General features: G+C 71.4%; 22 protein-coding genes. 14 read left to right on the top strand and 8 right to left on the bottom strand.

Features of this window, described 5'->3' with window-relative positions; translation table 11 throughout:
• Window positions 1-149: 149 nt before the first annotated feature.
• From QE392_RS14715 to QE392_RS14700, 4 genes are all read right to left on the bottom strand, one after another.
• Complete coding sequence (locus QE392_RS14715; protein ID WP_373426505.1) at window positions 150-1,562, bottom strand: APC family permease; 1,413 nt, start codon at window positions 1,560-1,562, stop codon at window positions 150-152.
• Window positions 1,563-1,740: 178 nt separating this feature from the next.
• Window positions 1,741-3,135, bottom strand: a complete 1,395-nt coding sequence (locus QE392_RS14710) for an aspartate aminotransferase family protein (RefSeq protein WP_307453034.1) — start codon at window positions 3,133-3,135, stop codon at window positions 1,741-1,743.
• A complete protein-coding gene (locus tag QE392_RS14705) occupies window positions 3,132-3,626 on the bottom strand; it encodes an Lrp/AsnC family transcriptional regulator (RefSeq protein WP_373426482.1) in 495 nt (164 codons plus the stop codon). The genes QE392_RS14710 and QE392_RS14705 overlap by 4 nt, the downstream gene beginning before the upstream one ends.
• Before the next feature lie 334 nt (window positions 3,627-3,960).
• A complete protein-coding gene (locus QE392_RS14700) occupies window positions 3,961-4,758 on the bottom strand; it encodes an alpha/beta fold hydrolase (RefSeq protein ID WP_307453033.1) in 798 nt (265 codons plus the stop codon).
• A gap of 56 nt (window positions 4,759-4,814) precedes the next feature.
• Here QE392_RS14700 and QE392_RS14695 point away from each other — a divergent pair, with 56 nt between their 5' ends.
• The 6 genes from QE392_RS14695 (at window position 4,815) to QE392_RS14670 (ending at window position 8,803) form a co-directional block, all read left to right on the top strand.
• Window positions 4,815-5,381: a mismatch-specific DNA-glycosylase gene (locus QE392_RS14695; protein WP_307453032.1), complete on the top strand. Its 567-nt coding sequence runs from the start codon at window positions 4,815-4,817 to the stop codon at window positions 5,379-5,381.
• Complete coding sequence (locus QE392_RS14690; protein ID WP_307453031.1) at window positions 5,378-5,827, top strand: ribosomal maturation YjgA family protein; 450 nt, start codon at window positions 5,378-5,380, stop codon at window positions 5,825-5,827. Before QE392_RS14695 ends, QE392_RS14690 begins: the two co-directional genes overlap by 4 nt.
• Window positions 5,828-6,025: 198 nt before the next feature.
• Entirely contained in the window at window positions 6,026-6,316 is a 291-nt protein-coding gene (locus QE392_RS14685; RefSeq protein WP_373426504.1) for a DUF1905 domain-containing protein, read from the top strand.
• 9 nt (window positions 6,317-6,325) lie between these two features.
• Window positions 6,326-6,787 carry a prepilin peptidase gene (locus QE392_RS14680; protein WP_307453028.1) on the top strand — a complete coding sequence of 154 codons (462 nt, stop codon included), beginning with the start codon at window positions 6,326-6,328 and terminating at the stop codon, window positions 6,785-6,787.
• Window positions 6,788-7,002: 215 nt separating this feature from the next.
• Window positions 7,003-8,076 (top strand): YhjD/YihY/BrkB family envelope integrity protein, encoded by a 1,074-nt coding sequence (locus QE392_RS14675; RefSeq protein WP_307453025.1) that lies wholly within the window; start codon window positions 7,003-7,005, stop codon window positions 8,074-8,076.
• A complete protein-coding gene (locus tag QE392_RS14670; RefSeq protein WP_307453024.1) occupies window positions 8,069-8,803 on the top strand; it encodes an NAD(P)H-hydrate epimerase in 735 nt (244 codons plus the stop codon). Before QE392_RS14675 ends, QE392_RS14670 begins: the two co-directional genes overlap by 8 nt.
• Window positions 8,804-8,917: 114 nt before the next feature.
• Here QE392_RS14670 and QE392_RS14665 read toward each other — a convergent pair whose 3' ends face one another.
• Window positions 8,918-9,673 (bottom strand): glutamine amidotransferase, encoded by a 756-nt coding sequence (locus tag QE392_RS14665; RefSeq protein ID WP_307453022.1) that lies wholly within the window; start codon window positions 9,671-9,673, stop codon window positions 8,918-8,920.
• Window positions 9,674-9,798: 125 nt separating this feature from the next.
• On the opposite strand from QE392_RS14665, the gene QE392_RS14660 reads away from it, so the two are divergent.
• Together QE392_RS14660 and QE392_RS14655 are read left to right on the top strand one after the other, a co-directional pair.
• On the top strand, window positions 9,799-10,026 hold the full coding sequence (locus QE392_RS14660; protein ID WP_307453021.1) for a response regulator: 228 nt from the start codon (window positions 9,799-9,801) through the stop codon (window positions 10,024-10,026).
• Complete coding sequence (locus QE392_RS14655) at window positions 10,023-10,667, top strand: CYTH domain-containing protein (RefSeq protein WP_307453019.1); 645 nt, start codon at window positions 10,023-10,025, stop codon at window positions 10,665-10,667. Before QE392_RS14660 ends, QE392_RS14655 begins: the two co-directional genes overlap by 4 nt.
• A gap of 161 nt (window positions 10,668-10,828) precedes the next feature.
• Here QE392_RS14655 and lpdA read toward each other — a convergent pair whose 3' ends face one another.
• Window positions 10,829-12,226 carry a dihydrolipoyl dehydrogenase gene (gene lpdA, locus QE392_RS14650; RefSeq protein WP_307453018.1) on the bottom strand — a complete coding sequence of 466 codons (1,398 nt, stop codon included), beginning with the start codon at window positions 12,224-12,226 and terminating at the stop codon, window positions 10,829-10,831.
• Window positions 12,227-12,235: 9 nt separating this feature from the next.
• Entirely contained in the window at window positions 12,236-12,877 is a 642-nt protein-coding gene (locus QE392_RS14645) for a copper resistance CopC family protein (RefSeq protein ID WP_307453017.1), read from the bottom strand.
• A 270-nt stretch (window positions 12,878-13,147) separates the two neighbouring features.
• Between QE392_RS14645 and QE392_RS14640 the strand changes: the two genes are divergently transcribed.
• The 3 genes from QE392_RS14640 to QE392_RS14630 all read left to right on the top strand — a co-directional run bounded on the left by QE392_RS14640 (window position 13,148) and on the right by QE392_RS14630 (window position 14,958).
• A complete protein-coding gene (locus QE392_RS14640; protein WP_307453016.1) occupies window positions 13,148-13,630 on the top strand; it encodes an FHA domain-containing protein in 483 nt (160 codons plus the stop codon).
• Window positions 13,630-14,316 (top strand): transcriptional regulator FtsR, encoded by a 687-nt coding sequence (ftsR, locus tag QE392_RS14635; RefSeq protein ID WP_307453014.1) that lies wholly within the window; start codon window positions 13,630-13,632, stop codon window positions 14,314-14,316. Before QE392_RS14640 ends, ftsR begins: the two co-directional genes overlap by 1 nt.
• Window positions 14,317-14,412: 96 nt before the next feature.
• On the top strand, window positions 14,413-14,958 hold the full coding sequence (locus QE392_RS14630; RefSeq protein ID WP_307453012.1) for a MerR family transcriptional regulator: 546 nt from the start codon (window positions 14,413-14,415) through the stop codon (window positions 14,956-14,958).
• A gap of 251 nt (window positions 14,959-15,209) precedes the next feature.
• Here QE392_RS14630 and QE392_RS14625 read toward each other — a convergent pair whose 3' ends face one another.
• Window positions 15,210-16,022, bottom strand: a complete 813-nt coding sequence (locus QE392_RS14625; protein ID WP_307453011.1) for a ParA family protein — start codon at window positions 16,020-16,022, stop codon at window positions 15,210-15,212.
• A 69-nt stretch (window positions 16,023-16,091) separates the two neighbouring features.
• Here QE392_RS14625 and QE392_RS14620 point away from each other — a divergent pair, with 69 nt between their 5' ends.
• From QE392_RS14620 to QE392_RS14610, 3 genes are read left to right on the top strand one after another with little or no spacing between them, the layout of a single operon-like run.
• Entirely contained in the window at window positions 16,092-19,499 is a 3,408-nt protein-coding gene (locus tag QE392_RS14620) for a pyruvate carboxylase (protein ID WP_307453010.1), read from the top strand.
• 46 nt (window positions 19,500-19,545) lie between these two features.
• Window positions 19,546-21,987, top strand: coding sequence for a nucleotide-binding protein (locus QE392_RS14615; RefSeq protein ID WP_307453009.1), 2,442 nt, complete (start codon window positions 19,546-19,548; stop codon window positions 21,985-21,987).
• Entirely contained in the window at window positions 21,984-22,475 is a 492-nt protein-coding gene (locus QE392_RS14610) for a peptide deformylase (RefSeq protein WP_307453008.1), read from the top strand. The genes QE392_RS14615 and QE392_RS14610 overlap by 4 nt, the downstream gene beginning before the upstream one ends.
• Window positions 22,476-22,488: the final 13 nt, after the last annotated feature.

The raw sequence follows: 22,488 nt of genomic DNA, 5'->3' as shown, positions 1-22,488 counted from the left end.
GCGGATGCCGCCCGCTCGGCGCCGGGGCGGGGGGCGGCGGCGGAATATCCGGAGGTGTCGGTGACCGGGAGTGCGATACGCGGTGATGACGGCGCGCGCCGTGAGGGCGGGTGGGCGCATCCGACCTGGACGCGTCCACCCGCCGCGCGTCAGACCTCCGAACGCGGCCCCGGAACCGTCTTGTTCACCCCGGTGACCGGCTCGTTCTCGTCGAACGAGGCGATCGGGCGACGGAACCCGCGGGTGAGGATCACGAGATACACGACACCGATCCCGCTCCAGATCAGACCGCCGATGAGGGCGTGCATGTCGAGGTTCACCCACAGCAGACCGGTCAGCAGCATGCCGATGCCGGGCATGACGATGTAGCGGAGGATGTCGCCCGGAGTCTTGCGCAGTCCCTTGCGCACCGCGAACCACGCGATCACGGAGATGTTCACGAAGGTGAAGGCCACCAGGGCGCCGTAATTGATGTAGGCGGCGATCTGCTCCAGCGTGAAGGAGATCGCGAACAGGCTGACCACGCCCACGATGACGATCGAGATCGTCGGGGTGTGCGTCTTGGGGTTGATGTAGCCGAACACCTTCCGCGGCAGCACGTTGTTGCGCCCCATCACCATGAGCATGCGCGACACCGAGGCGTGCGACGCCAGCCACGAGGCGAGGGTGGCGGCGAAGCCGGCGGCGGTCAGTACCGCCTGCAGCACGGGCCCACCCACCTGCACGCCGATCTCGGGCAGCGTGCTGTCTTCGATCGCCTCCGGCGGGAACGCGGAGGAGTCGGGGAAGCGCAGCTGCGTGACGTACGCGGCGATGAGGAAGATGATGCCCCCGGCGACGAGCGTCAGCACGATGGCCCGCGGCATGATCTTCGGGGTCTTCGCCTCCTCGGAGTACATCGACACCGCGTCGAAACCGATGAACGAGAAGCACACGATGGTGGCACCGGCCAGCACGGCGCTCAGTTGGACGTCGCTGTGCGCGAACGGCGAGATCGAGACGACGGTCCCCGCCCCCGCCCCACCGGCGAGCTGCACCACCACCATGACCACGAACACCGTCATCACGAGGATCGAGAACACGAGCAGGATCATGTTCACGTTCGACGTTCCGCGCATCGTCAGATAGATGACGCCGGTGACGCCGGCGGTGAAGACGACCACCCAGAGCCATCCCGGGACGTCGGGGAAGAGCGCCTCCATGTAGCTGCGCAGGATGAGCGCGTTCACCATCGGCAGCAGCAGATAGTCGGTGAGGGCGGTCCACCCCACCACGAAACCGACGCCCGGGTGGATCGATTCGCGGGCGTAGGTGTAGGCCGAGCCGGCGCTGGGGATGACGCGCACCATCTTGCCGTAGCTGATGGCGGTGAAGACCAGCACGACGAGGGCGACGGCGTAGGCGGCCGGTACGACGTTGCTGGTCTCCTCGGCGACGAGGCCGAAGGTGTCGAAGACGACCGTGGGGGTCATGTACCCGAGGCCGAGGCCGACGATCGACCAGAGACCCAGGGTGCGGGCGAGCTTGGCGCCCGCGGGAGACGGTGCCGCCGGGGCGGCGATGTGCTCGTTCGTGGCTCCTCCTAGAGGTGGGGTCGCGCTCGGGACGCGCGAGGCGAGGGGCGGTGCGCGGACGGGCGTCGCGACCGTGGAGCGGAAATCGGGGACAGCGGGCGGAGCGTCGCTCCGGGGTCGGAGCGGGAAGAGGATGCCGCGGCGGGTGGCCGCGGCATCCGATGGATCAGAGGCGGGTCCAGGCCTCGGTCAGAACGGAGCGGAGGATCTGCTCGATCTCGTCGAAGTCGGACGGGCCGAGGGTGAGCGGCGGGGCGAGCTGGATGACGGGGTCGCCGCGGTCGTCGGCGCGGCAGTACAGGCCCGCGTCGAACAGGGCCTTCGACAGGAAGCCGCGGAGCAGCCGCTCCGACTCGTCGTCGTCGAAGCTCTCCTTCGTGGCCTTGTCCTTCACCAGCTCGATGCCGAAGAAGTAGCCGTCGCCGCGGACGTCGCCGACGATGGGGAGGTCGAGCAGGCGCTCGAGGGTCGAGCGGAAGACGGGGGAGTTCGTACGCACGTTCTCGAGCAGCCCCTCCTCTTCGAAGACGTCGAGGTTCTCCAGGGCGACCGCCGCCGAGACGGGGTGTCCGCCGAAGGTGTAACCGTGCGGGAACGAGGCGTCGCCGTGCGCGAACGGCTCGTAGATCCGGTCGCTGACGATCGTGCCGCCGAGGGGGGAGTAGCCGCTGGTCACCGCCTTGGCGAAAGTGATCATGTCGGGCTGATACCCGTAGGCATCGGCGCCGAAATAGTGGCCGAGCCGCCCGAAGGCGCAGATGACCTCGTCGGAGACGAGCAGCACGTCGTACTTGTCGCAGATCTCGCGCACCCGCTGGAAGTAGCCGGCCGGAGCGGGGAAGCATCCCCCGGCGTTCTGCACCGGCTCGAGGAACACCGCGGCGACCGTCTCAGGACCCTCGAACTGGATCATCTGCTCGATCCGGTCGGCCGCCCAGAGGCCGAACTCCTCGGGGGTGCCGCCGCCGAACCCCGACTCCGCGGCGCGATACAGGTTCGTGTTCGGCACGCGGAAGCCGCCTGGGGTGACCGGTTCGAACATGTGCTTCATGCCGGGCAGGCCCGTGATCGCCAGGGCGCCCTGCGTCGTGCCGTGGTAGGCGATCGCCCGCGAGATGACCTTGTGCTTGGTGGGCTGACCCTGCGTCTTCCAGTACTGCTTGGCGAGTTTGAACGCGGTCTCGACCGCCTCTCCACCACCGGTGGAGAAGAAGACGTGGTTCAGGTCGCCCGGCGCGAGGTTCGCGATGCGCTCGGCGAGTTCGATCGCAGCGGGGTGCGCGTACGACCACAGGGGGAAGAACGCCAGTTCCTCCGCCTGCTTCGCCGCGGCCTGGGCGATGCGTCGCCGCCCGTGCCCCGCGTTGACGACGAAGAGCCCCGCGAGCCCGTCGATGTAGCGCTTGCCGGCCGCATCCCAGATGTGGTGACCCTCGCCCTTGACGATGATCGGCACGCCGGGGCCGTCGGTCATCACCGACTGACGGGCGAAGTGCATCCACAGGTGGTCGCGGGCCTTCGCCTGCAGGGTGGCGTTGTGGTCGGTGTCGAGAAGGGTCATCGCGTTCCCCAGTTGTAGAGCTGTCGGTGGAGCTTGAGATAGACGAACGTCTCGGTCGAGACGACGTCGGGCAACGACCGGATGCGGTCGTTGAGCAGGTCGATCAGGTCGTCGTCGCTCTCGCAGACGACCTCGACCAGCAGGTCGAACGATCCGGCGGTCGAGACGACGTAGATGACTCCCGGCAGCTCCGCCATCCGGGCCGCGACGACCCGTGTGTCGCCCGAGACGCGCACGCCGATCATCGCTTGACGGGCGAAGCCCAGCTGCAGCGGATCGGTCACCGCGACGATCTGCAGGATGCCGGCATCCTGCAGCTTCTGCACGCGCTGGCGTGTCGCCGTCTCGCTGAGTCCGACGGCCTTGCTGATCTCGGAGTACGGCCGCCGACCGTCCTCCTGCAGTTGCTCCACGATGGCCTTCGACACGTCGTCGAGGACGATGGCGCGTTCGGTCGGGGGAGTCATGTCGGCGACGGTATCAGCGGGCATGGCGGGAGGGAAGAGATGAATCCGTCGATTTACACGCCGTAACAGCACGGAAACCGTCGCGCGCGAGTGCCTCGCCTCGGGAGCACATGGAGCGCGCACGCCGGGGTGCCGGGGCACCACCTGCGTCGTCGCTCAGCCGCGGGTGAGCTGCACCGGCGCCGACGGGGCCGCTTCACTCGCGTCGGGGCAGTCGGTGCGCGTCCGCCTGCAGGCGGTGGCCAGCCGGGCGCCGGTGGATCCGCCGCTCACGCTGCCCGCATCCTGATCCGGGGCTTCGGTGCGCCGGTCCACGCGCGGAGAGGCGACCGCCGAAGTCCCCGCGCGCCGGCAGGGGTCACGACGTGCGGCTGAGGAACTCCAGGCCGGCCTCGCGGAACGAGCGTGCACCGGGTGCATTGACGTGGTGGCGACCCGGGATGTCGGCGAACTCGCCCCGCGGCAGCAGCGACGCCAGGTGCGCCGACTGGTCGTGGATCGGGTCCTGGGTGCCCGTGGCGATCAACACCGGCTGCTGGGGCGGTGACGCCGGGTCGGGATCGGTTTCGCCCAGGCGCATGCCCTCGGCGATCGCGACCAGGGCGCGCAGGTCGTTGCCGGGCACCCGCTCGGCGAGCGAGACGTAGCGCAGGGTCGTGGCATCCTCCACCGGCGTGCCGTGGTCGAGGAACGCCCGGGCCTGCTCGACCTTCAGCCGGGCGAGGGGGCGACCGTCGGGGATGCCGCCGAGCACCGCCCGCTCGACGTGTTCCGGCGCATCGACGGCGAGCTGCCAGCCGACCCGGCCGCCGAGGGAGTAGCCGAGGTAGCGCACCGAATCGAGCAGGTAGGTGTCGAGCACGGCGACGAGATCGGACACGAGCGTGGGCATCGTGTACGACGGGGCGTCGACGGGCTTCTCGCTCGCGCCGTGACCGCGCTGATCGACCGCGACCACGCGGAAGCCGGCGCGCAGCAGATCGCGCACCCACCCCGTGTTGACCCAGTTGTCACGCGTGCTCGACCCGAAACCGTGGACGCACAGCACGGGATCGGCGTCGTGATCGCCCCAGATGTACGTCGCGAGCCGCACGTTGTCGCCGACGATGACGTACTGCGGTGCGGGCATCTCGGTCAAGGCGGGCACGGCATCCACCCTCCGATCCTGGCAGATTCGCAGGCGTCATCCGGGCTAGTGGTCATAGTGGTCTCATGGGATTCACGCGTGCCGAGCTGGAATCGTTCCGGGATGCCACGATCCCCGACCTCGTCGAACCGGGGGTGCGGCTGCTCTTCGTCGGCATCAACCCGGGTCTGTGGACGGCGGCGACGGGGACGCCGTTCGCGCGACCCGGCAACCGGTTCTGGCCCGCGCTCGTGGCGGCGGGCATGCTTCCCGCGCTGCCGCGGTACGCCGAGCCGCTGGGCGACGACGACCGGCGCATGATCGTCGACGCCGGCATCGGGGTGAGCAACCTCGTCGCCCGCGCGACCGCCCGCGCCGACGAACTCTCGCGCGACGAGCTGCGCGCCGGCGCGTCGGCGCTCGCCGCGCGCGTCGCGGTGTGGCGGCCCCGCGCGGTGGCCGTCGTGGGACTCACCGCCTATCGGCAGGGGTTCGACCGCCCCCGGGCCGTCGCGGGCCGGCAGAGCGAGTCGATCGCCGATGTGCCGACGTGGGTGCTGCCCAACCCCAGCGGTCTGAACGCGCACGACACCGTCGCCACCCTCGCCCAGGCCTACGCCGAACCCGCCCGGGCGGCGGGGGTGATCGCGTGAGGTCCACGCATCGCGCCGCCGGGGTCACGGCGGCGGTCCGGCGTCCGGCGGCAGCGGCAGCTCTCGTCGTCGTGGTCGCGGCGGGGCTCGCCGTCGCGCGCGGCCTTGCGTCGTCGCCGGTCACGGATATCGCGGGCGACGCCCTGTACGCCGTCGCGGCGTACACCGGGCTCGTTCTGCTCCTTCCGCGCGCACCGCGGTTCGCGCTCGCCCTCGCCGCCGCCGGATGGTGCGTGGCCGTGGAGCTTCTGCAGCTCACGGGCCTTCCTGCCGCCCTGGCCGAGCGGGTGCCGCTTGTCGCGCTTCTGCTGGGCACCGGCTTCGATGCCCGCGACCTCGTCGTCTACGTTTTCGCCGTCGTCGCGGCGGCCGTGCTCGACCGTGCGGTGAGCGCACGCCTCCTCCCCGGTGGACGCGCGCGCGCCGACGTCGGACGTCCCGGCTAGGGTGACCGCGACGAGAGGAGTTGCGCGTGATGATGCTGGTCCTCGCCGTGGATGCGGTGGCTGTGCGGATGGGGGTCGCGCGGGTGCGTCTCGTTCCCTGCGGCGGATGCCGCGGCTGTGCGGAGAGGGGGCTCGCGTGAGCGCGTCGTCCCTCGTGCCCGACGCGGTGGATGCGCGGAGGGAGGGTTCCGGTTGATCGTGCAATTCGAGGGCGACGTGTTCCGGTGGGCGGCGCGCAGCGACAGCGACTGGTATTTCGTCGCGCTGCCCCCCGAGCTCAGCGACGACATCCGGGAGACGCAGACGTTCCGGCGGGGCTTCGGGGGCGTGCGCGTGGAGGCGACGATCGGCGGCTCGACCTGGCGCACCTCGATCTTCCCGCAAGCGGGCGGCGTCTACGTGCTCCCCCTCAAGCGTGCGGTGCGCGAGGCCGAGGGGATCGACCCCGGCGCGACCGTCACGGTCGACCTCGTCGTCCTCGACGCCTGAGGGCTCCGGATGCCGTGGGCTCTCGCTCCCGCCCTGACCGTGTTCGCGGGGCTCGGCATCGAGCTCGCGGTGATCGATGTGCGCACGCACCGCCTTCCCGATGCGATCCTGCTGCCGGGTGCCGGCGCGGTGATCGTGCTCCTGGCCGGGGCCGCGGTCGTGACCGGCACCCCGGATCGCGCGCTGGGGCTCGCCGGGGGAGCGGCGGCGTCGTTCGCGGCCTGCCTGGCGGTGCACCTCGCGCGGCCGGACGCGTTCGGCGGCGGCGATGTGAAGCTCGCCGGGCTGTGCGGGGCGGTCCTCGGGTGGGTGGGGCCGGAGGCCGTGGCATCCGGGATCGCGCTGGGCTTCGTCGCGGGCGGAGCGGCGGCCACGGGTGTGGTGCTCTCGGGGGCGCGCGGCGCCTCGATCGCCTTCGGGCCGTTCCTCCTGGCGGGGACCTGGGGCCGGCTGCTGGCGGGGCCGTGGTGATCGACGGTTGCCGCGGGCGCCGGCCGCGCGGACCGCGCTGCGCACGCGATCTGCGTGCCCGCGACTGCCCGGCTCAGCGGTTCTGCCGGGCTCGGTCACCGCTGCCCGCGCGATCCCCCTGACGCCGTGCCCGGCATCCCGGTTCCGCCGTGCCCGGCCCGGGGGGCGCGGTCAAGCCTGCGCTCCCGGCGCCGCCGCGTCGATACGCTGACCCCATGCTGGACCTCATCCGTCGCGTCACCGCGTGGGCGCTGTCGCTGCGCCTGGTGCGCGCCTTCCTCGTCTACTCGGGGGCGCGCGGCCCGACACTGGCCGACAGCGTCACGTATCGCACGCTCTTCAGCCTCTTCGCCGCCGTGCTCATCGGGTTCTCGTTCGCCGCACTGTGGCTGGCGGGGAACCCCGACGGGCTGAACGCCCTCGTGCGATCGGTGGACAGCGTCATCCCCGGGCTCGTGGGGCCGGACGGGCTGATCAAGGTCGACGACATCGAGGCGCCGGGGACGTTCACCATCGCCGGCCTGATCGGAACGCTCGGTCTGATCGGGGCCGCGATCGGCGCGATCGGGTCCCTGCGGACGGCTCTGCGTCAGATCGCCGGCGTCACCACCGACGACACCCTCATCGTCTGGGTCCTGCTGCGCAACCTCGCCCTCGCGCTCGGCATCGGTGTCGCCCTCGTCGCCGGCGCGGCCGTGACGTTCCTCGCCACCGCCGGGCTCACGTTCGTCCGCGAGCTCCTCGGCATCCCCGCCGACTCCTGGATCACCGCCGTGCTCACGTGGGCGCTGTCGACGATCGTCGTCCTCGCGCTCGACGCGGCGGCCATCGCTGCCGCGTTCGCGGTGCTGTCCGGCGTTCGCGCGCGCCGCAGCACGCTCATTCGCGGCGCGCTCCTGGGCGGCGTCGGGCTCGTGGTGCTGCAGCAACTGTCGGGGCTCTTCGTCGGCGGTGCCAGCAGCAACCCCCTGCTGACCACGTTCGCCTCGCTCATCGCCCTCCTGCTGTGGCTCAACCTCTCCAGCCAGGTCATCCTCATCGCCGGTGCGTACATCACCGTCGCCACCGAGGAGGACCACGACCGCGTGCGCGCCAAGTACGGTGCCGCCACGATGATCCAGTTCCGTGTCCGCCGAGCGGAGAAGGCCGTCGCCGCGTCCGTGGGTGAGTTGAATGCCGCGCGCGAGGCCGAGGCGAAGGAACGCGAGACCCTCGCCAAGACCGACCCTGCTGCCGCGGCGCGGGAGGCGGAGGCCGAGCGAGACGCCCGAGCGACGAGCGATGCCTGAGATCCCTGCGGCCGGCGCCCGGGGCGGGGGAGAGTCGCCGGGGACGGCGGCCTACACCGCTGACGCCGTCCGCGCGGCAGAGGCCCCACTCCTCGCCGAGGGGCGACCGCTCATGATGTGGGCGGCGCAGGCCCTGGCCGAGATCGCAGCGCGCGAACTCGACGCGGCGCCGGGCGCCGTGCTGGTGCTCGTCGGGGCCGGCGACAACGGCGGCGACGCGCTGTACGCCGCCGCCGACCTCGCGCGGCGGGCGGGCCGGGTCGACGTGGTACTTGCCCGTGACCGCGTCCACCGCGGCGCTCTGGACGCGGCGATCGCCGCCGGAGCGACGGTCGTCCCCGCCTCCGACGTCCGCGTCGGCGAGTACGGGCTCGTGCTCGACGGCATCCTCGGAATCGGCCGGCTCGCCGACCGTCGTCTGCGCGGTTCCGCTCGCGCGCTCGTCGAGGCCATCCTGGCTCTCCCCGCGCGACCGCGCATCATCGCCGTCGATCTCCCCAGTGGGCTCGACCCCGACGACGGAACAGCGGATGCCGCCGTGCTCCCCGCCGACGTCACGGTCACCTTCGGCGCTCTCAAGGCCGGACTGGTGCGTGGCCGCGGGCCGGACCTGGCGGGCCGGGTGCACCTCGTCGATCTCGGGCTCGAACCGGCCCTGCGACGCGCGCACCCGGCCGTCACGACCCCGATCCCCGTCGTGCGGGTGCCGGCGCGTCACCGCCCGTGACGGGACGAGGGCGGGTCCATCCGCGGAAGCGGCTCACCGGCATCGAGAGCCCCGCTCCTGTCGATGGGGCACGACCCCGCCGACACGGGAACGGGAAGCAGCCGGCCAGGGGCGTCAGCGGGCGTAGCGCTCGACGAAGGTCCGCAGCAGGCGCGACGGCGCCGTGACCGGCGCGCGCCGCACGGCCGCCAGCGTCGTTTCGAGTTCGTCGGCGGCGAAGTAGCCGAAGCCGGCATAGGCGTGGATGCGGGTCACGATGCCGTCGACGTCGAGTTCGGGGTGGAACTGCGTCGCGTAGACGTTGCGCCCCACGCGGAACATCTGCACCGGACAGGTGGGGGAGGAGGCGAGCAGCACCGCCTCGGCGGGGAGAGTCGTGATCGCCTCCTTGTGCCCGACGAAGGCGGCGAACGTCTCGGCGAGGCCGTCGGTGAGCGGGTCGGCGCGACCCTCTGCCGTGAGGCTGACCTCGACCACGCTGATCGGCTCGGCGAAGGTGCCGTCGATCGTGGCCCTCAGGTGCGTACCGAGCGTGCCGACGCCGTAGCACGCGCCCAGGAACGGGATGTCGCGCGCGACGACCTCGTCGACGAGCGCGGCCATCTCGGCCTCGACCCGTCTCTGCACGGGCGACTTCTTCTCCAACGGGTCGGAGGCGTTGAACGGGCTGCCGCCGACCAGGATGCCGGCGACCTCGTCGAGGTCGAACGCGGGCAGGGCGTCTCGCTCGAGACGGACGCGGCGCAGGCGCTCGGCCGGCAGACCGGTGTAGCGGAGGAACAGCGCGTACTCCTCGTCGGCCGGGAGGTCCTCGGCTCTCGTGGCCAGCAGGACGAACGGGCGCTCACCGGGCAGGTCGGTCCAGGTCACCCGAGCGATTCTAGGCCAGCGTCGGGCTCGCGCCGGGGGTCGGCAGGCACGTCCACGCACGTCATCCGGGCGATCCGCTGTCAAGGCGCTCGAGGGGTGTCGGAGCCGCCGTCTACGCTTCTGCCATGGCTATTGCACGACTGACCGGAGGCCCGCTCGACGGGCAGGTGATCCCGCTCGACAACGAGTCCGACGACACGCTGATCATGCCCTACAGCGAGGGTCAGCTGGTCTACCGCCGCGAGGGCAAACCCACCGGTACCGGCGAGTCCGACGGGCCGACCCAGGCGGTCTTCACCTACGCCGAAGAGACCGAAGACATCCACCCCGACATCGACGGGCGCGACGATTGAGCGCATCCGCGCACGGTGCGTCGAGCGTCGAGGTCGAGACGAAATTCGACGTCGACGACGACACACCGCTGCCCGATTGGTCGGCCCTGCCGGGCGTGGTCCGGGTCGGTGAGCCCGAGCCCCGCGATCTCGACGCCCGTTACGTCGACACCGAGACCGCCGACCTGGCGCGCGCCGGCGTCGCGGTGCGCCGCCGGCGGGGAGGCCCCGACGAGGGCTGGCACGTGAAGGGGCCCGCGCAGGCGGGCGGGCGCACGGAGCGTCAGTGGCCGTTGGGCGACATCGCCGACGACGACGCGGACCCCGTGGTGCCGCCCGCGGTTCAGGATGCCGTGGCCTCGATCGCCGCAGCGCCCTTCGTGCCGCTGGCGCGCGTGCGTAACGACCGTACGGCGTACGCCCTGCTCGACGCCGACGGGAACGAGGTCGCCGAGTTCGTCGACGACCGCGTTCGTGCGCGTGACGAGCGCCGGGGCGTGGAGTCGTCGTGGCGCGAGTGGGAGGTCGAGCTCGGCCCCGCCGCCCCCGCCGACGACGCCGGGCGGGCGGCGTTCTTCGCTGCCGTCGAGGCGGCGGTGTTCGCCGCGGGCGGTCGGCACGCGGCATCCGGATCGAAGCTCGCGCGCACCCTCGGGCACTGAGCCCCCGGTGACCGGCCCGACGCGGTGGGCGTCCGCGCGACGCGACGGGGAGGACGCGCCTGCTCGCCGCCGACGAGCACGGAGCCGGTGAACCGCCGAAGCGGCTGACGGAGGAACACGAAGGCCCGCCCGGCGAACCGGGCGGGCCTTCGTCGTGATGATCAGAGGTTGATCATGTGCCCCGTGAGACCGTGGAATGCTTCCTGCAGGCCCTCCGACAGCGTCGGGTGGGTGTGCACGTTGCGGGCCGCCTCGAGAGCGGTGAGGTCCCACTTCTGCGCAAGCGTGAGCTCGGGCAGCAGCTCCGAGACGTCGGGGCCGATGAGGTGGCCGCCGATGAGCTCGAGGGTCTCGGCGTCGGCGACGAGCTTGACGAAGCCGACGGGCTCGCCGAGGCCGTTGGCCTTGCCGTTGGCCGAGAACGGGAACTTCGCGACCTTGATGTCGTGACCGGCGTCGCGGGCCTGCTGCTCGGTGAGACCGAACGAGGCGACCTGCGGGTTGCAGAAGGTCGCGCGCGGCATGTTGCGGTAGTCGCCGAGGGTCTGCGTCTCGGCTCCTGCGATGGTCTCGGCCGCCACGACGCCCTGCGCCTCGGCGACGTGCGCGAGCTGCAGCCTCGCCGTGACATCGCCGATGGCGTAGATGTGCGGCACGTTTGTGCGCATGTGGTCGTCGATGTCGATCGCGCCGCGCTCGGTGAGCTTCACACCGGTGTTCTCGAGACCGAAGCCGTCGACCTTCGGCGCGAAGCCGATCGACATGAGCACGCGGTCGGCGTCGATCGAACCGGTCGAGCCGTCCTTGGCGGTGTAGGCGACGGTGACCTTGTCGCCGTGGTCGGTGACGGAGTCGACCTTGGTGGAGGTGAGGATGTCGACGCCGTAGCCCTTGTACTGCTTCTGGATCTCCTTCGAGACGTCGGCGTCTTCGTTGGGGAGGGCACGGTCGAGGAACTCGATGATGGTGACCTTCACGCCGTAGTTCGTCATGACGTAGGCGAACTCCATGCCGATGGCGCCGGCGCCGACGATGACGATGGACTCCGGAAGCTCGCGGGTGAGGATCTGCTCCTCGTACGTGACGACGTTATCGCTCAGGGTGACGCCCGGCAGCAGGCGGACGGTCGAGCCGGTGGCGATGATGACGTTGTCGAAGGTCACCTTCTCGGTCGAGCCGTTCGTCAGCGTGACGTCGAGTGTGTGGTCGTCGGCGAAGGAGCCGCGGCCCTCGTACTCGGTGACCTTGTTCTTCTTCATCAGGTAGTGAATGCCCTTGACGTGGCCGGCGGCGACGCTGCGCGAGCGATCGAACGCCTTGCCGAAGTCGAAGGTGACGTCGCCCGAGATACCGAACAGATCGGCCTTGGCGTGGAACGTGTGCGCGAGGTCGGCGTTGCGCAGCAGCGCCTTGGAGGGGATGCAGCCCACGTTCAGGCACACACCGCCCCAGTACTTCTCTTCGACGATCGCGACCGACAGCCCGAGCTGTGCGCCGCGGACAGCGGCGACGTACCCGCCGGGACCCGCACCAAGAATGACCAGATCGTAATGAGGCATGGCCCCAGCCTATCGCCCGGAGCCGCCCCGTCCGGCGGTGTTCCGGGGCCCGCGTGAGGCGAAGACGTACACCAGCACACCGGCCACGATCACCAGCGCCACGGCGAGCAGGATCCACGGCAGGGGTGACGCGGGCGCGTCCGATTCCAGCGGGACCGTGACCTCCGTCGTCGTCGCGGCGGGAGAGGGCGCCTCGCTCGCCGTCGCGACGGGGGAGGCGGTCGTCGTCGCCGACGGCGTCGGGGTGGGTGAGGACTCCGGCACGGAGAAGGCGAACTCGCCGTCGATGGGGTGACCGTCGCTGGAGACGACGCGCCACCGCACGGTGACGGCACCGGATGCCGGACCCGCCAGCGCCTGCGTCACCTGGGCGCCCGAGACCTCGGGGTCGCCGTCTGTCAGGGAGGTGCCGGCCGCGTCGGTGACCTCGATCACCGTCGCCCCCGCGTCGGGGAGCACGTCCGCGCTGTACGACAGCGTGATCTGGGCGGGCAGGGTCTCGAGCACGGCGCCGGAGGAGGGGTCGCTGCCGATCAGCTCATCGTGCGCGGCGGCCGGAAGGGCCGGAACGAGGAGCGCGGCGGCCGCCAGGATCGCGGTGGCGACGACGGCGGGCAGGGTGCGCCGACGCGGCGCGCGGGGGGACCTCATGATCCGACCCTACTGACGGCATCCGAGAAGAGGCCTGGGAACCGTCGCGGGGACACCCGACGGCACCCTCCCGCGTCGTCGACACCCGCGGACTCGACAGGGGCGTGCTCGGGTCGATAGGTTCGAGTGTCTCGTCGGCGGCTTCGCGCCCCGAACCGCGATGCCGGTGTCGACGAACAATGACACATCACGCATCACCAGTGCCTGCTCGAGGCCGTTCGCCCTCCCCGGCGCGAATCGGTCGGTTATGGTGAGGGAGAAGGAGAAGCCGTGGACGAGACCAGCCGATTCGAGCGAGACGACATCCGGCGCGCCGAGGCCGCCGCCGCGCGTTCTCACGACACGACCCAGACCCACGACGCCGACCTGTCGTTCGTGCCCTTCGGTGCCGACCTCACCGAGGCCGAGCTCGAGGCCATCGACGCGCTGCCGTCGGGAGCCGCTCTGCTGATCGTGCGTTCCGGTCCCACCACCGGTGCCCGTTACCTGCTCGACACCGATGTCACCACGGTCGGTCGTCACCCCGAGGCCGACCTGTTCTTCGACGACGTCACCGTCTCGCGTCGCCACGCCGAGATCATCCGCACCGGCACGGCTTTCGAGATCGTCGACCAGCGCTCGCTCAACGGCAGCTACGTCAACGGCGAGCGGGTCGACCGCGCGGCGCTCGTCAACGGCGCCGAGGTGCGCATCGGCAAGTTCCGCTTGAACTTCTTCGGTTCGCCCGTCGATCTGCCCGCGGCAGATCACTGATGGCGGCAGCCCCGTCCCGTAGTCGTCAGACGGCTGCGGGGCTGCTCAGCATCGGTCAGGTGCTCGCGCGCCTGACGCCGGAATTCCCGGCGCTCACCTCCAGCAAGCTGCGCTTCCTCGAGGTGCAGGGAATCGTGTCGCCGACCCGCACCGAGTCGGGGTACCGCAAGTTCTCGCCCGCCGACCTGGAACGGTTGCGTCTGGCGCTGACCCTGCAGCGCGATCACTACCTGCCGCTCGTCGTCATCCGCGACTACCTCGCCGATCTCGACGCCGGCCGCAACCCCGCGCCCCCCACGGCGATGCCGTCGATGACGAGTGCTCCGCGGCGCTACCGCCGCGACGAGCTGCTCGCCGCCGCCGGCGCCGGACCCCAGCTGCTCAACGACGCCGTCAGCACGGGGGTGATCACCGCCGCCGAGAGCTACCCGGAGCAGACGGTCACACTGCTGCGCGCTCTCGTGGCGCTCGACCGCCACGGCATCGAGCCCCGTCACGTGCGGGCGCTGCGCCAGAGCGCCGATCGCGAGGTGTCGCTGATCGAGTCGGCGCTGTCGGCGCTCCTGCGTCGCCCGGACGCGCCCTCGCGCGCCCGAGCGAGCGAGCTCGCGCCCGAGCTCGCGGCCCGTCTCGACGAGGTGCGCACCATGTTCGTCCGCGACGCCCTGGACCGGATGCTGTCCTGATCGCGACACGCCGCGGCCCTCGGAGCGGATGTCATTGCCGGGGGACCCTCGCTGATCTAGCGTGGAAGCACCGAGCCGATGAGGAGGACCGCGAGCATGAACGCTGGCGACGCAGTCGGTGAACCCCGGTTCGCCACCGACCTCCTCTTCACCGACGGTCTGCCCGAGATGGACGACGACGCCGGGTACCGCGGGGCCGTCGCCGCACGCGCCGCGGGGATCACCTACCGTCAGCTCGACTACTGGGCCCGCACCGAGCTGGTCGTTCCGACCGTGCGCGGAGCGAGCGGCTCCGGCTCGCAGCGCCTCTACGGCTTTCGTGACATCCTCGTGCTCAAGCTCGTCAAGCGCCTGCTCGACACCGGCATCTCACTGCAGCAGATCCGCACTGCCGTCGAGCAGCTGCGCGCCGCCGGCATCCGCGATCTGGCGGGCACGACGCTCATGAGCGACGGGGCCTCGGTCTACCTGTGCACGTCGAACGACGAGGTCATCGACCTGGTCAGCCGTGGCCAGGGCGTGTTCGGCATCGCCGTGGGCAAGGTGCTCCGCGAGGTCGAGTCGACGCTCGTCGACTTCGAGACCGCGCAGCCCGATGCGGTCGACGAGCTCGCCGCGCGTCGCGCCGCCCGCACCGCCTGACGCCCCCCTCTCGTTCTCCGGCCCCGGATGCCACGGCATCCGGGGCTTTTCCGTCCCTCGCGCGCGTGAGTCGCCAGGATGTGTCGCTCGGGTGGCCCCGTGAGCGACAGATCCAGGGGTGAGTCGCCAGGATGTGTCGCTCGGGTGGCCCCGGAAGCGACAGATTGTGGCGACTCACGCGAAGGGGGAGGGGAAACGGCAGACGCCGCCCTGCTGCTGCGAGCAGCGGGGCGGCGTCTCCGCGCGGGGACTCAGGCCTGAGGCGCCTCAGTGGTCACGGGGATGCGCCCGGTGCGCACGATGCGGTCGAGCAGCGCGTCGAAGTCGGCGGCGAGCTCCTGCGCGGAATCGCCCGGCCACACGTGCAGCGGCTTGGCCGCGCCCTGGGCCTGCTGCAGCGACGTGCGCTCCGGCAGCTGCGGGTTGAGCACGAGCGGACCGAACATGTCGCGCAGCTCCTTGATGCGGAACTGGTGCTCGATCGACTGCGGACGCACCCGGTTGACCACGACGCCGAGGGGCTGGAGACGCGGCGAGAGCCCGCGACGGATCTCCTCGATGGCGCGGAGGGCACGATCGGCCGCGGCGACGGAGAACAGGCCGGGCTCGGTCACGACGATGACGCGGTCACTCGCCGCCCAGGCGGTGCGCGTGAGCGCGTTGAGCGAGGGGGCGCAGTCGATCAGGACGAGGTCGTACTCGCTCTCGATGGTGGCGAGGGCTTCCTCGAGCTTCCAGACGTCGCGGACGCTCGGGTGCGGGCCGTCGAAGTTGATCGCGGACGGGCTGCCGATGAGCACGTCGATGGTGCCGGGGTGCACCTTGGCCCACCCGCTGGAGGTGATCGCCTGACGCACGACCTTCTCTTTGGGGTTCGCCAGGACGTCGGCGATGTTGAGCCGACCGGCGACCGAGATGTCCATGCCGGTCGACACGTCGGATTGAGGGTCGAGGTCGACGACGAGAGTGCGGACGCCCCGTGCGAAGGCCGCGGAAGCCAGCCCGAGTGTCACGGTCGTCTTGCCGACCCCGCCTTTGAGAGAGCTGACGGAGAGTACGTGCACGAGAGTCCACGTTACCGTCCCCTAGGCTGTGAGCACATTCAGCCCCCGAAAGCTTTACGCGAGGTGCGCATGTTCTCGAAGATCCTGGTCGCCAACCGCGGAGAGATCGCCATCCGCGCCTTCCGTGCCGCGTACGAGGTGGGAGCCCGCACCGTCGCGGTCTACCCGTACGAGGATCGTGCCTCGCTGCATCGGCTGAAGGCCGACGAGGCCTATCAGATCGGCGAGCGCGGGCATCCCGTGCGCGCCTACCTCGACGTGGATGAGATCATCCGCGTCGCCCGCGAGTGCGGAGCGGATGCCATCTACCCGGGGTACGGGTTCCTGTCCGAGAACCCGGAGCTCGCCGAGAAGGCCGCCGCTCACGGCATCACGTTCATCGGCCCGCCCGCCGAGGTGCTGTCGATGGCCGGTAACAAGGTCACGGCGAAGGAGCACGCGATCGCCGCGGGCGTGCCGGTGCTGCGCTCGACGGCCGCATCCGACGACATCGACCAACTCCTCGCCCAAGCCGACGAGATCGGCTTCCCGCTCTTCGCCAAGGCCGTCGCCGGCGGCGGCGGTCGCGGCATGCGGCGCGTCGAGGCGAAGGGGGAGCTCGCTCCCGCGCTGGCCGAGGCGATGCGCGAGGCGCAGAGCGCGTTCGGGGATCCGCGGATGTTCCTCGAGCAGGCCGTGCAGCGTCCCCGCCACGTCGAGGTGCAGATCCTCGCGGATGCCACGGGCGAGACCGTGCACCTCTTCGAGCGCGACTGCTCCGTGCAGCGCCGCCACCAGAAGGTCATCGAGATCGCCCCCGCGCCGAATCTCGACGACGCGATCCGCCACGACCTGCACCGCTACGCCGTCGCCTTCGCCCGCTCGATCGGCTACCAGAACGCCGGCACGGTGGAGTTCCTGCTCGAGACGGCCGGCCCCCGCACCGGCGAGGTCGTCTTCATCGAGATGAACCCGCGCATCCAGGTCGAGCACACCGTGACCGAAGAGGTCACCGACGTCGACCTCGTCCAGTCGCAGATGCGCATCGCCGCCGGCAGCACCCTCGCCGACCTCGACCTGCTGCAAGACGACATCCACCTGCGCGGCGCCGCGCTGCAGTGCCGCATCACCACGGAGGACCCCACGCAGGGCTTCCGGCCCGACACCGGGAAGATCACGACGTACCGCTCGCCCGGCGGGGCCGGCATCCGACTCGACGGCGGGACCACCGCGGCGGGATCTCAGGTGAGCCCGCACTTCGACTCGATGCTGGCGAAGCTGTCGTGCCGCGGCCGCGACTTCCCCGCCGCGGTGGCCCGCGCCCGCCGCGCCCTGGCGGAGTTCCGCATCCGCGGGGTGTCGACCAACATCCCCTTCCTGCAGGCCGTGCTCGACGACCCGGCGTTCGTCGCCGGCGACCTGAGCACCTCCTTCATCGATGAGCGGCCCGAGCTGCTGCGGGGGCGGGAGTCGAAGGACCGCGGGACGAAGATCCTGTCGTGGCTGGTCGACACCACCGTCAACCGCCCGAACGGCGAGAACCCCCTGACCATCGACCCCGGCGCCAAGCTCCCGGCCCTCGATCTGATGGCCCCGGCGCCCGACGGGTCGCGTCAGCGCCTCCAGCAGCTCGGCCCGGCGGGCTTCGCCCGGGCCCTCCGCGAGCAGACGGCCCTCGCCGTCACCGAGACGACCTTCCGCGACGCGCACCAGTCGCTGCTCGCGACCCGCGTGCGCACCCGCGACCTCGTCCGCGTCGCGCCGCACGTGGCCCGGATGACACCGGGCCTGCTCTCGGTCGAGGCCTGGGGTGGTGCCACCTACGACGTCGCGCTGCGCTTCCTCGGCGAGGACCCGTGGGAGCGCCTCGACGCCCTTCGCGACGCGCTGCCGAACATCGCGATCCAGATGCTGCTGCGCGGCCGTAACACCGTCGGCTACACCCCGTACCCCACTGAGGTCACCGACGCCTTCGTCGCCGAGGCCGCGGCATCCGGGATCGACATCTTCCGCATCTTCGACGCGCTCAACGACGTGTCGCAGATGCGCCCGGCCATCGATGCGGTGCTGGCGACCGGCACCGCCGTCGCCGAGGTCGCCGTCTGCTACACCGGTGACCTCCTCGACCCGGCCGAGAACCTCTACACCCTCGACTACTACCTCCGCCTCGCGGAGCAGATCGTCGACGCGGGCGCGCACATCCTCGCCGTCAAGGACATGGCGGGCCTGCTGCGTCCGGCCGCGGCGGCGAAGCTCGTCTCGGCGCTGCGCGAGCGTTTCGACCTCCCCGTGCACGTGCACACGCACGACACCGCGGGCGGGCAGCTCGCGACGCTGCTGGCCGCCTCGGCGGCGGGGGCGGATGCCGTCGACGCGGCCGCCGCACCCATGGCGGGCACGACCAGCCAGCCGTCGCTGTCGGCCCTGGTCGCCGCGCTCGCGCACACCGACCGCGACACGGGTCTCGACCTCGCCGCGGTCAGCGACCTCGAGCCCTACTGGGAAGCGGTGCGTCATCTGTACCGTCCCTTCGAGTCCGGCCTCGCCGGACCCACCGGGCGCGTCTACCGGCACGAGATCCCCGGCGGCCAGCTCTCCAACCTCCGTCAGCAGGCGATCGCCCTCGGCCTCGCCGACGACTTCGAGCTCATCGAGGACATGTACGCCGCGGCCGACGGCATCCTGGGCCGCGTGCCCAAGGTCACCCCGTCGTCGAAGGTGGTGGGCGATCTCGCCCTGCACCTCGCCGCGGTCAAGGCCGACCCGGCCGACTTCGAGCAGCACCCCGAAAAGTACGACGTGCCCGATTCGGTCGTCTCCTTCATGGCGGGGGAGCTCGGCGACCTGCCCGGTGGGTGGCCCGAGCCGTTCCGCTCCAAGGTGCTCGCCGGGCGCGACGCCAAGACGAACATCACGCCTTTGACCGACGACGACGCCACGGCGCTCTCGGGGGAGTCCGCTCCGCGCCGCGCCCGCCTGAACCGTCTGCTCTTCCCCGGCCCCACCCGCACGTTCGACGAGATGCGCGCGAGCTACGGCGACCTCAGCGTGCTCGACACCGCGGACTACCTCTACGGGCTGCGCCCGGGGGGCGAGCACGTCGTGGAGATCGAGCGGGGCGTGCAGCTCTTCGTCGGACTGGAAGCGATCGGCGACGCCGACGACAAGGGCATGCGCACGGTCATGACGACGCTGAACGGTCAGCTTCGTCCCGTGTTCGTGCGCGACCGCTCGATCGACGTCGAGGCGCGTCAGGCCGAGAAGGCCGACACGTCCAAGCCGGGGCAGGTCGCCGCACCCTTCTCGGGCGTCGTGACGATGAAATCGACCCCGGGCGACCGGGTGAGCGCGGGCCAGGCGGTCGCCTCCATCGAGGCGATGAAGATGGAGGCGGCGATCACCTCGCCCGTCGACGGAGTGGTCGAGCGTGTCGCAATCGGTACCACACAGCAGGTCGAAGCGGGAGACCTTTTGCTGGTGATCCGCCCCGCGCAGTAGCGTGGATGGGGGTGCCTTCGCACCCTCTTCCCGTTTGGAGACTGCAGTGACCCCCGACCGCACCGACGCGAATCACGACGAGGACGCCGAGCACGGCGTGCTCGACGAGAGCGGGAATCTCGACACCGCGAGCATCACGATCCTCGGTGGGCACATCGCGCAGGTCAACGTCGACCTGCCCGTGACCACGGACGACGATGTCGACGACGACGTGATCGAAGACGAGATCCCCATCGACGATGTCGACCTCCCCCTCCTCGAGGTCCCCTCCGAGCGCCACGATCACGGCGGTCAGGGCGAGGTGATCCACGCGGCCCACATCGAGACGCTGCCGACCGGCGACATCATCCTCGAGCCCCACGACGACGACGCGGACGGCGCCGCCGCGGATGACCGACCGCACGACACGCCTGACGTCGTGCTCGTCGACCACGGTCCGGTCTCCGGCGACGAACATCACGACGTGCACGACGCCGAACTTGTCGAGGACGATCACGAGTCGGGTGTCGACGCCGAATCCGTCGCGGACGGCGGCACTGATGCGGTCGTCGACCTGCACGAAGAGCCGTTCCACGATGGCGGCACCGACCACCCGGGGGATCACCCCGGTGACGGCGCGATCAGCCACCTCTCCGACGGCGCGGTCGAGCCGGGCGGCGCGGACGTTGCGCAGGACGCCGATCGGGGGCACGGTCCGGCCGACGCCGACTCCGCAGCGGATGACGACGCCCCCGGCGTGTCGAGGGATGACGAGGATCGCGCTCGCGACCTCGACGCCGCCGAGGTCGTCGAGGACGTGGAGATGGTCGAGGCCGACGCGGCCTCGCCCGTCGACGACTGGGGCTCGGCCGAGTCGTCCCACGAGCCGTCGATCGGGGAGGGCGCGCGCGGCGCCGACGAGTCCTCCGACGACGACGCATCGGACGCCTTCGCGGAGGCCCTCACCCGCACGCCGTGGGTCGCTGCGCCGACACCGGCCCGCACCGACGCCGGCGAGACCTCGGCCGCCGGTCCCGACGCTGGACAGGCCGATGACGCCGTCGGCATGGCCGGGACCGATATCGCAGACACGTTCGCAACCGAGCCGGCGACGGCGCAGAGGGAGGACGAGGTGGCATCCGTGAACGAGGCCGACCCCGACGACGCGGCCGCAGCCCGCGACGAGAGCACGACCACTCCGACGGACGCATCCGCCGAACCGGCGCCCGCGTCTCCGGCTGACCCCGTGACGGCTCCCGTCAGCGCCACGACCGCTGACACCGGCGCGGTGGAGGCATCGCCGGCCGCAACCGATGCCGTCGCGGCGGTCGCGCCCCCGGCGGGGACGGGGCCCGTCCCGGCCACCCGCGCCGAGCGGGCCGCGACCGGGGCGATCGGCACGATCCCGCTCACCCGCCGCAGCGCGCAGCAGGCCGACGAGGCCGCGCGCGCCGCCGAGGAGACCGCCCGCGTGGATCGCGCTCACGCGATGGAGCGCGTGCGCACACCCGCGCCCGAGGTCACGCTGACGTCGAAGCGCATCGGCGAGATCGATGACGCGCGCGAGAGCTCCGACCTGCTCACCGCCGATCGTCTGCTCGACCCGCGACAGATCTCCAAGCCCGAGCCGGAGGGACTCTGGCAGCAGTTGCTCTACTCGGTGTCGGGACACCGCATCAACCTCGGCGACGGCCGCAAGGCCCGCCAGCGCAAGGAGCTGGATCGTCGGATCTCGGCGCCCCTCGTCGGCGGGGCCCGGTTCGTGCCGGTGCTCTCCCGCAAGGGCGGCGTCGGCAAGACCACCGTGACGTCCCTGCTCGGCATGGCTCTCGCCGACGCGCGCGACGATCGCATCATCGCCGTGGATGCCAACCCCGACCGCGGAACGCTCGCCGATCGGGTGGGCCGTCCCAACGGCCGCACGGTGCGCGACCTCGTGCGTTCGCACGACGACGTCGCGGGCTATCACGACGTCTCCTCCATCGTCGCGCGCGACGCCACGCGCCTGGACGTGCTCGCATCCGATGCCGATCCTCGGGTATCCGAGGCCTTCAGCGACGACGACTACCGGCAGGTCGCCGACGTCGCGGCGCACTACTACTCCATCGTGCTCACCGACACCGGCACCGGGATCGTGCACTCGGTGATGGGCGCGACCCTCGAACTCGCCGACACGATCGTGATCGTCGCGGGGCTGTCCGTCGACGAGGCGCGCCTGGCCTCCGAGACGCTCACGTGGCTGGAGACCAACGGCTACGCGTCGCGTGTGCGCGACGCCGTGGTGGTGCTGAACAACTCGCGGCCGGGCACCCCGCTCGTGCGCGAGAGCGAGCTGGAGGCGCACTTCCGCTCGCGCGTGCGCACCGTCATCCGCATGCCCTACGACGCGCGCATCGCCGCGGGCAGCGCCATCGCCTTCCGCGACCTGCAGCCCACCACCCGGCAGGCGGCCCGCGAGCTCGCCGCAGCCGTGGTCGAGGGCCTGCGATCGCCGGTGGCGGCCGCATGAGCGTCCGTCCGATCCGCCTGTTCGGCGACCCGGTGCTGCGCGCCGTCAGCGTGCCCATCGACGAGATCGACGACGGCGTCCGCGCCCTCGTCCAGGATCTCATCGACACCGTCGAGCTGCCCGGCCGCGCCGGCGTGGCCGCACCCCAGATCGGGGTGGGGCTGCGCGCCTTCAGCTACAACATCGACGGCGACATCGGGTACGTCCTCAACCCCGTCCTCGTGGAGACGCGCGGCGAACCGCAACCGGTGGGGGAGGGATGCCTGTCGGTGCCGGGCCTGTGGCACGACGCCATCCGCTACCCCTGGGCCAAGGTCGTCGGCATCGACCTCGACGGCCGCGAGGTCGTGCTCGAGGGCGACGGGCTGCTGGCCCAGGCCCTGCAGCACGAGACCGACCACCTCGACGGCATGCTGTACCTCTCGCGCCTGCCCGCCGACACCCGCCGTGAGGCGATGCGCCAGGTCCGCGAGAGCGACTGGTTCTGAGGCTCGGGCCCGC

The sequence above is a fragment of the Microbacterium proteolyticum genome, assembly GCF_030818075.1.
Classification (GTDB): domain Bacteria; phylum Actinomycetota; class Actinomycetes; order Actinomycetales; family Microbacteriaceae; genus Microbacterium; species Microbacterium proteolyticum_A.
The sequence above is the reverse complement of the archived record's forward strand: the minus strand, read 5'-3'. Positions and strand labels throughout refer to the sequence as shown.

Coding starts and splice junctions, on each gene's coding strand:
- QE392_RS14610 (WP_307453008.1), top strand. CDS start 21,984: ATGAGCGTCCGTCCGATCCGCCTGTTCGGCGACCCGGTGCTGCGCGCC.
- QE392_RS14675 (WP_307453025.1), top strand. CDS start 7,003: ATGCTGGACCTCATCCGTCGCGTCACCGCGTGGGCGCTGTCGCTGCGC.
- QE392_RS14645 (WP_307453017.1), bottom strand. CDS start 12,877: ATGAGGTCCCCCCGCGCGCCGCGTCGGCGCACCCTGCCCGCCGTCGTC.
- lpdA (WP_307453018.1), bottom strand. CDS start 12,226: ATGCCTCATTACGATCTGGTCATTCTTGGTGCGGGTCCCGGCGGGTAC.
- QE392_RS14630 (WP_307453012.1), top strand. CDS start 14,413: ATGAACGCTGGCGACGCAGTCGGTGAACCCCGGTTCGCCACCGACCTC.
- QE392_RS14660 (WP_307453021.1), top strand. CDS start 9,799: ATGGCTATTGCACGACTGACCGGAGGCCCGCTCGACGGGCAGGTGATC.
- QE392_RS14620 (WP_307453010.1), top strand. CDS start 16,092: ATGTTCTCGAAGATCCTGGTCGCCAACCGCGGAGAGATCGCCATCCGC.
- QE392_RS14710 (WP_307453034.1), bottom strand. CDS start 3,135: ATGACCCTTCTCGACACCGACCACAACGCCACCCTGCAGGCGAAGGCC.
- QE392_RS14705 (WP_373426482.1), bottom strand. CDS start 3,626: ATGCCCGCTGATACCGTCGCCGACATGACTCCCCCGACCGAACGCGCC.
- ftsR (WP_307453014.1), top strand. CDS start 13,630: ATGGCGGCAGCCCCGTCCCGTAGTCGTCAGACGGCTGCGGGGCTGCTC.
- QE392_RS14680 (WP_307453028.1), top strand. CDS start 6,326: ATGCCGTGGGCTCTCGCTCCCGCCCTGACCGTGTTCGCGGGGCTCGGC.
- QE392_RS14695 (WP_307453032.1), top strand. CDS start 4,815: ATGGGATTCACGCGTGCCGAGCTGGAATCGTTCCGGGATGCCACGATC.
- QE392_RS14670 (WP_307453024.1), top strand. CDS start 8,069: ATGCCTGAGATCCCTGCGGCCGGCGCCCGGGGCGGGGGAGAGTCGCCG.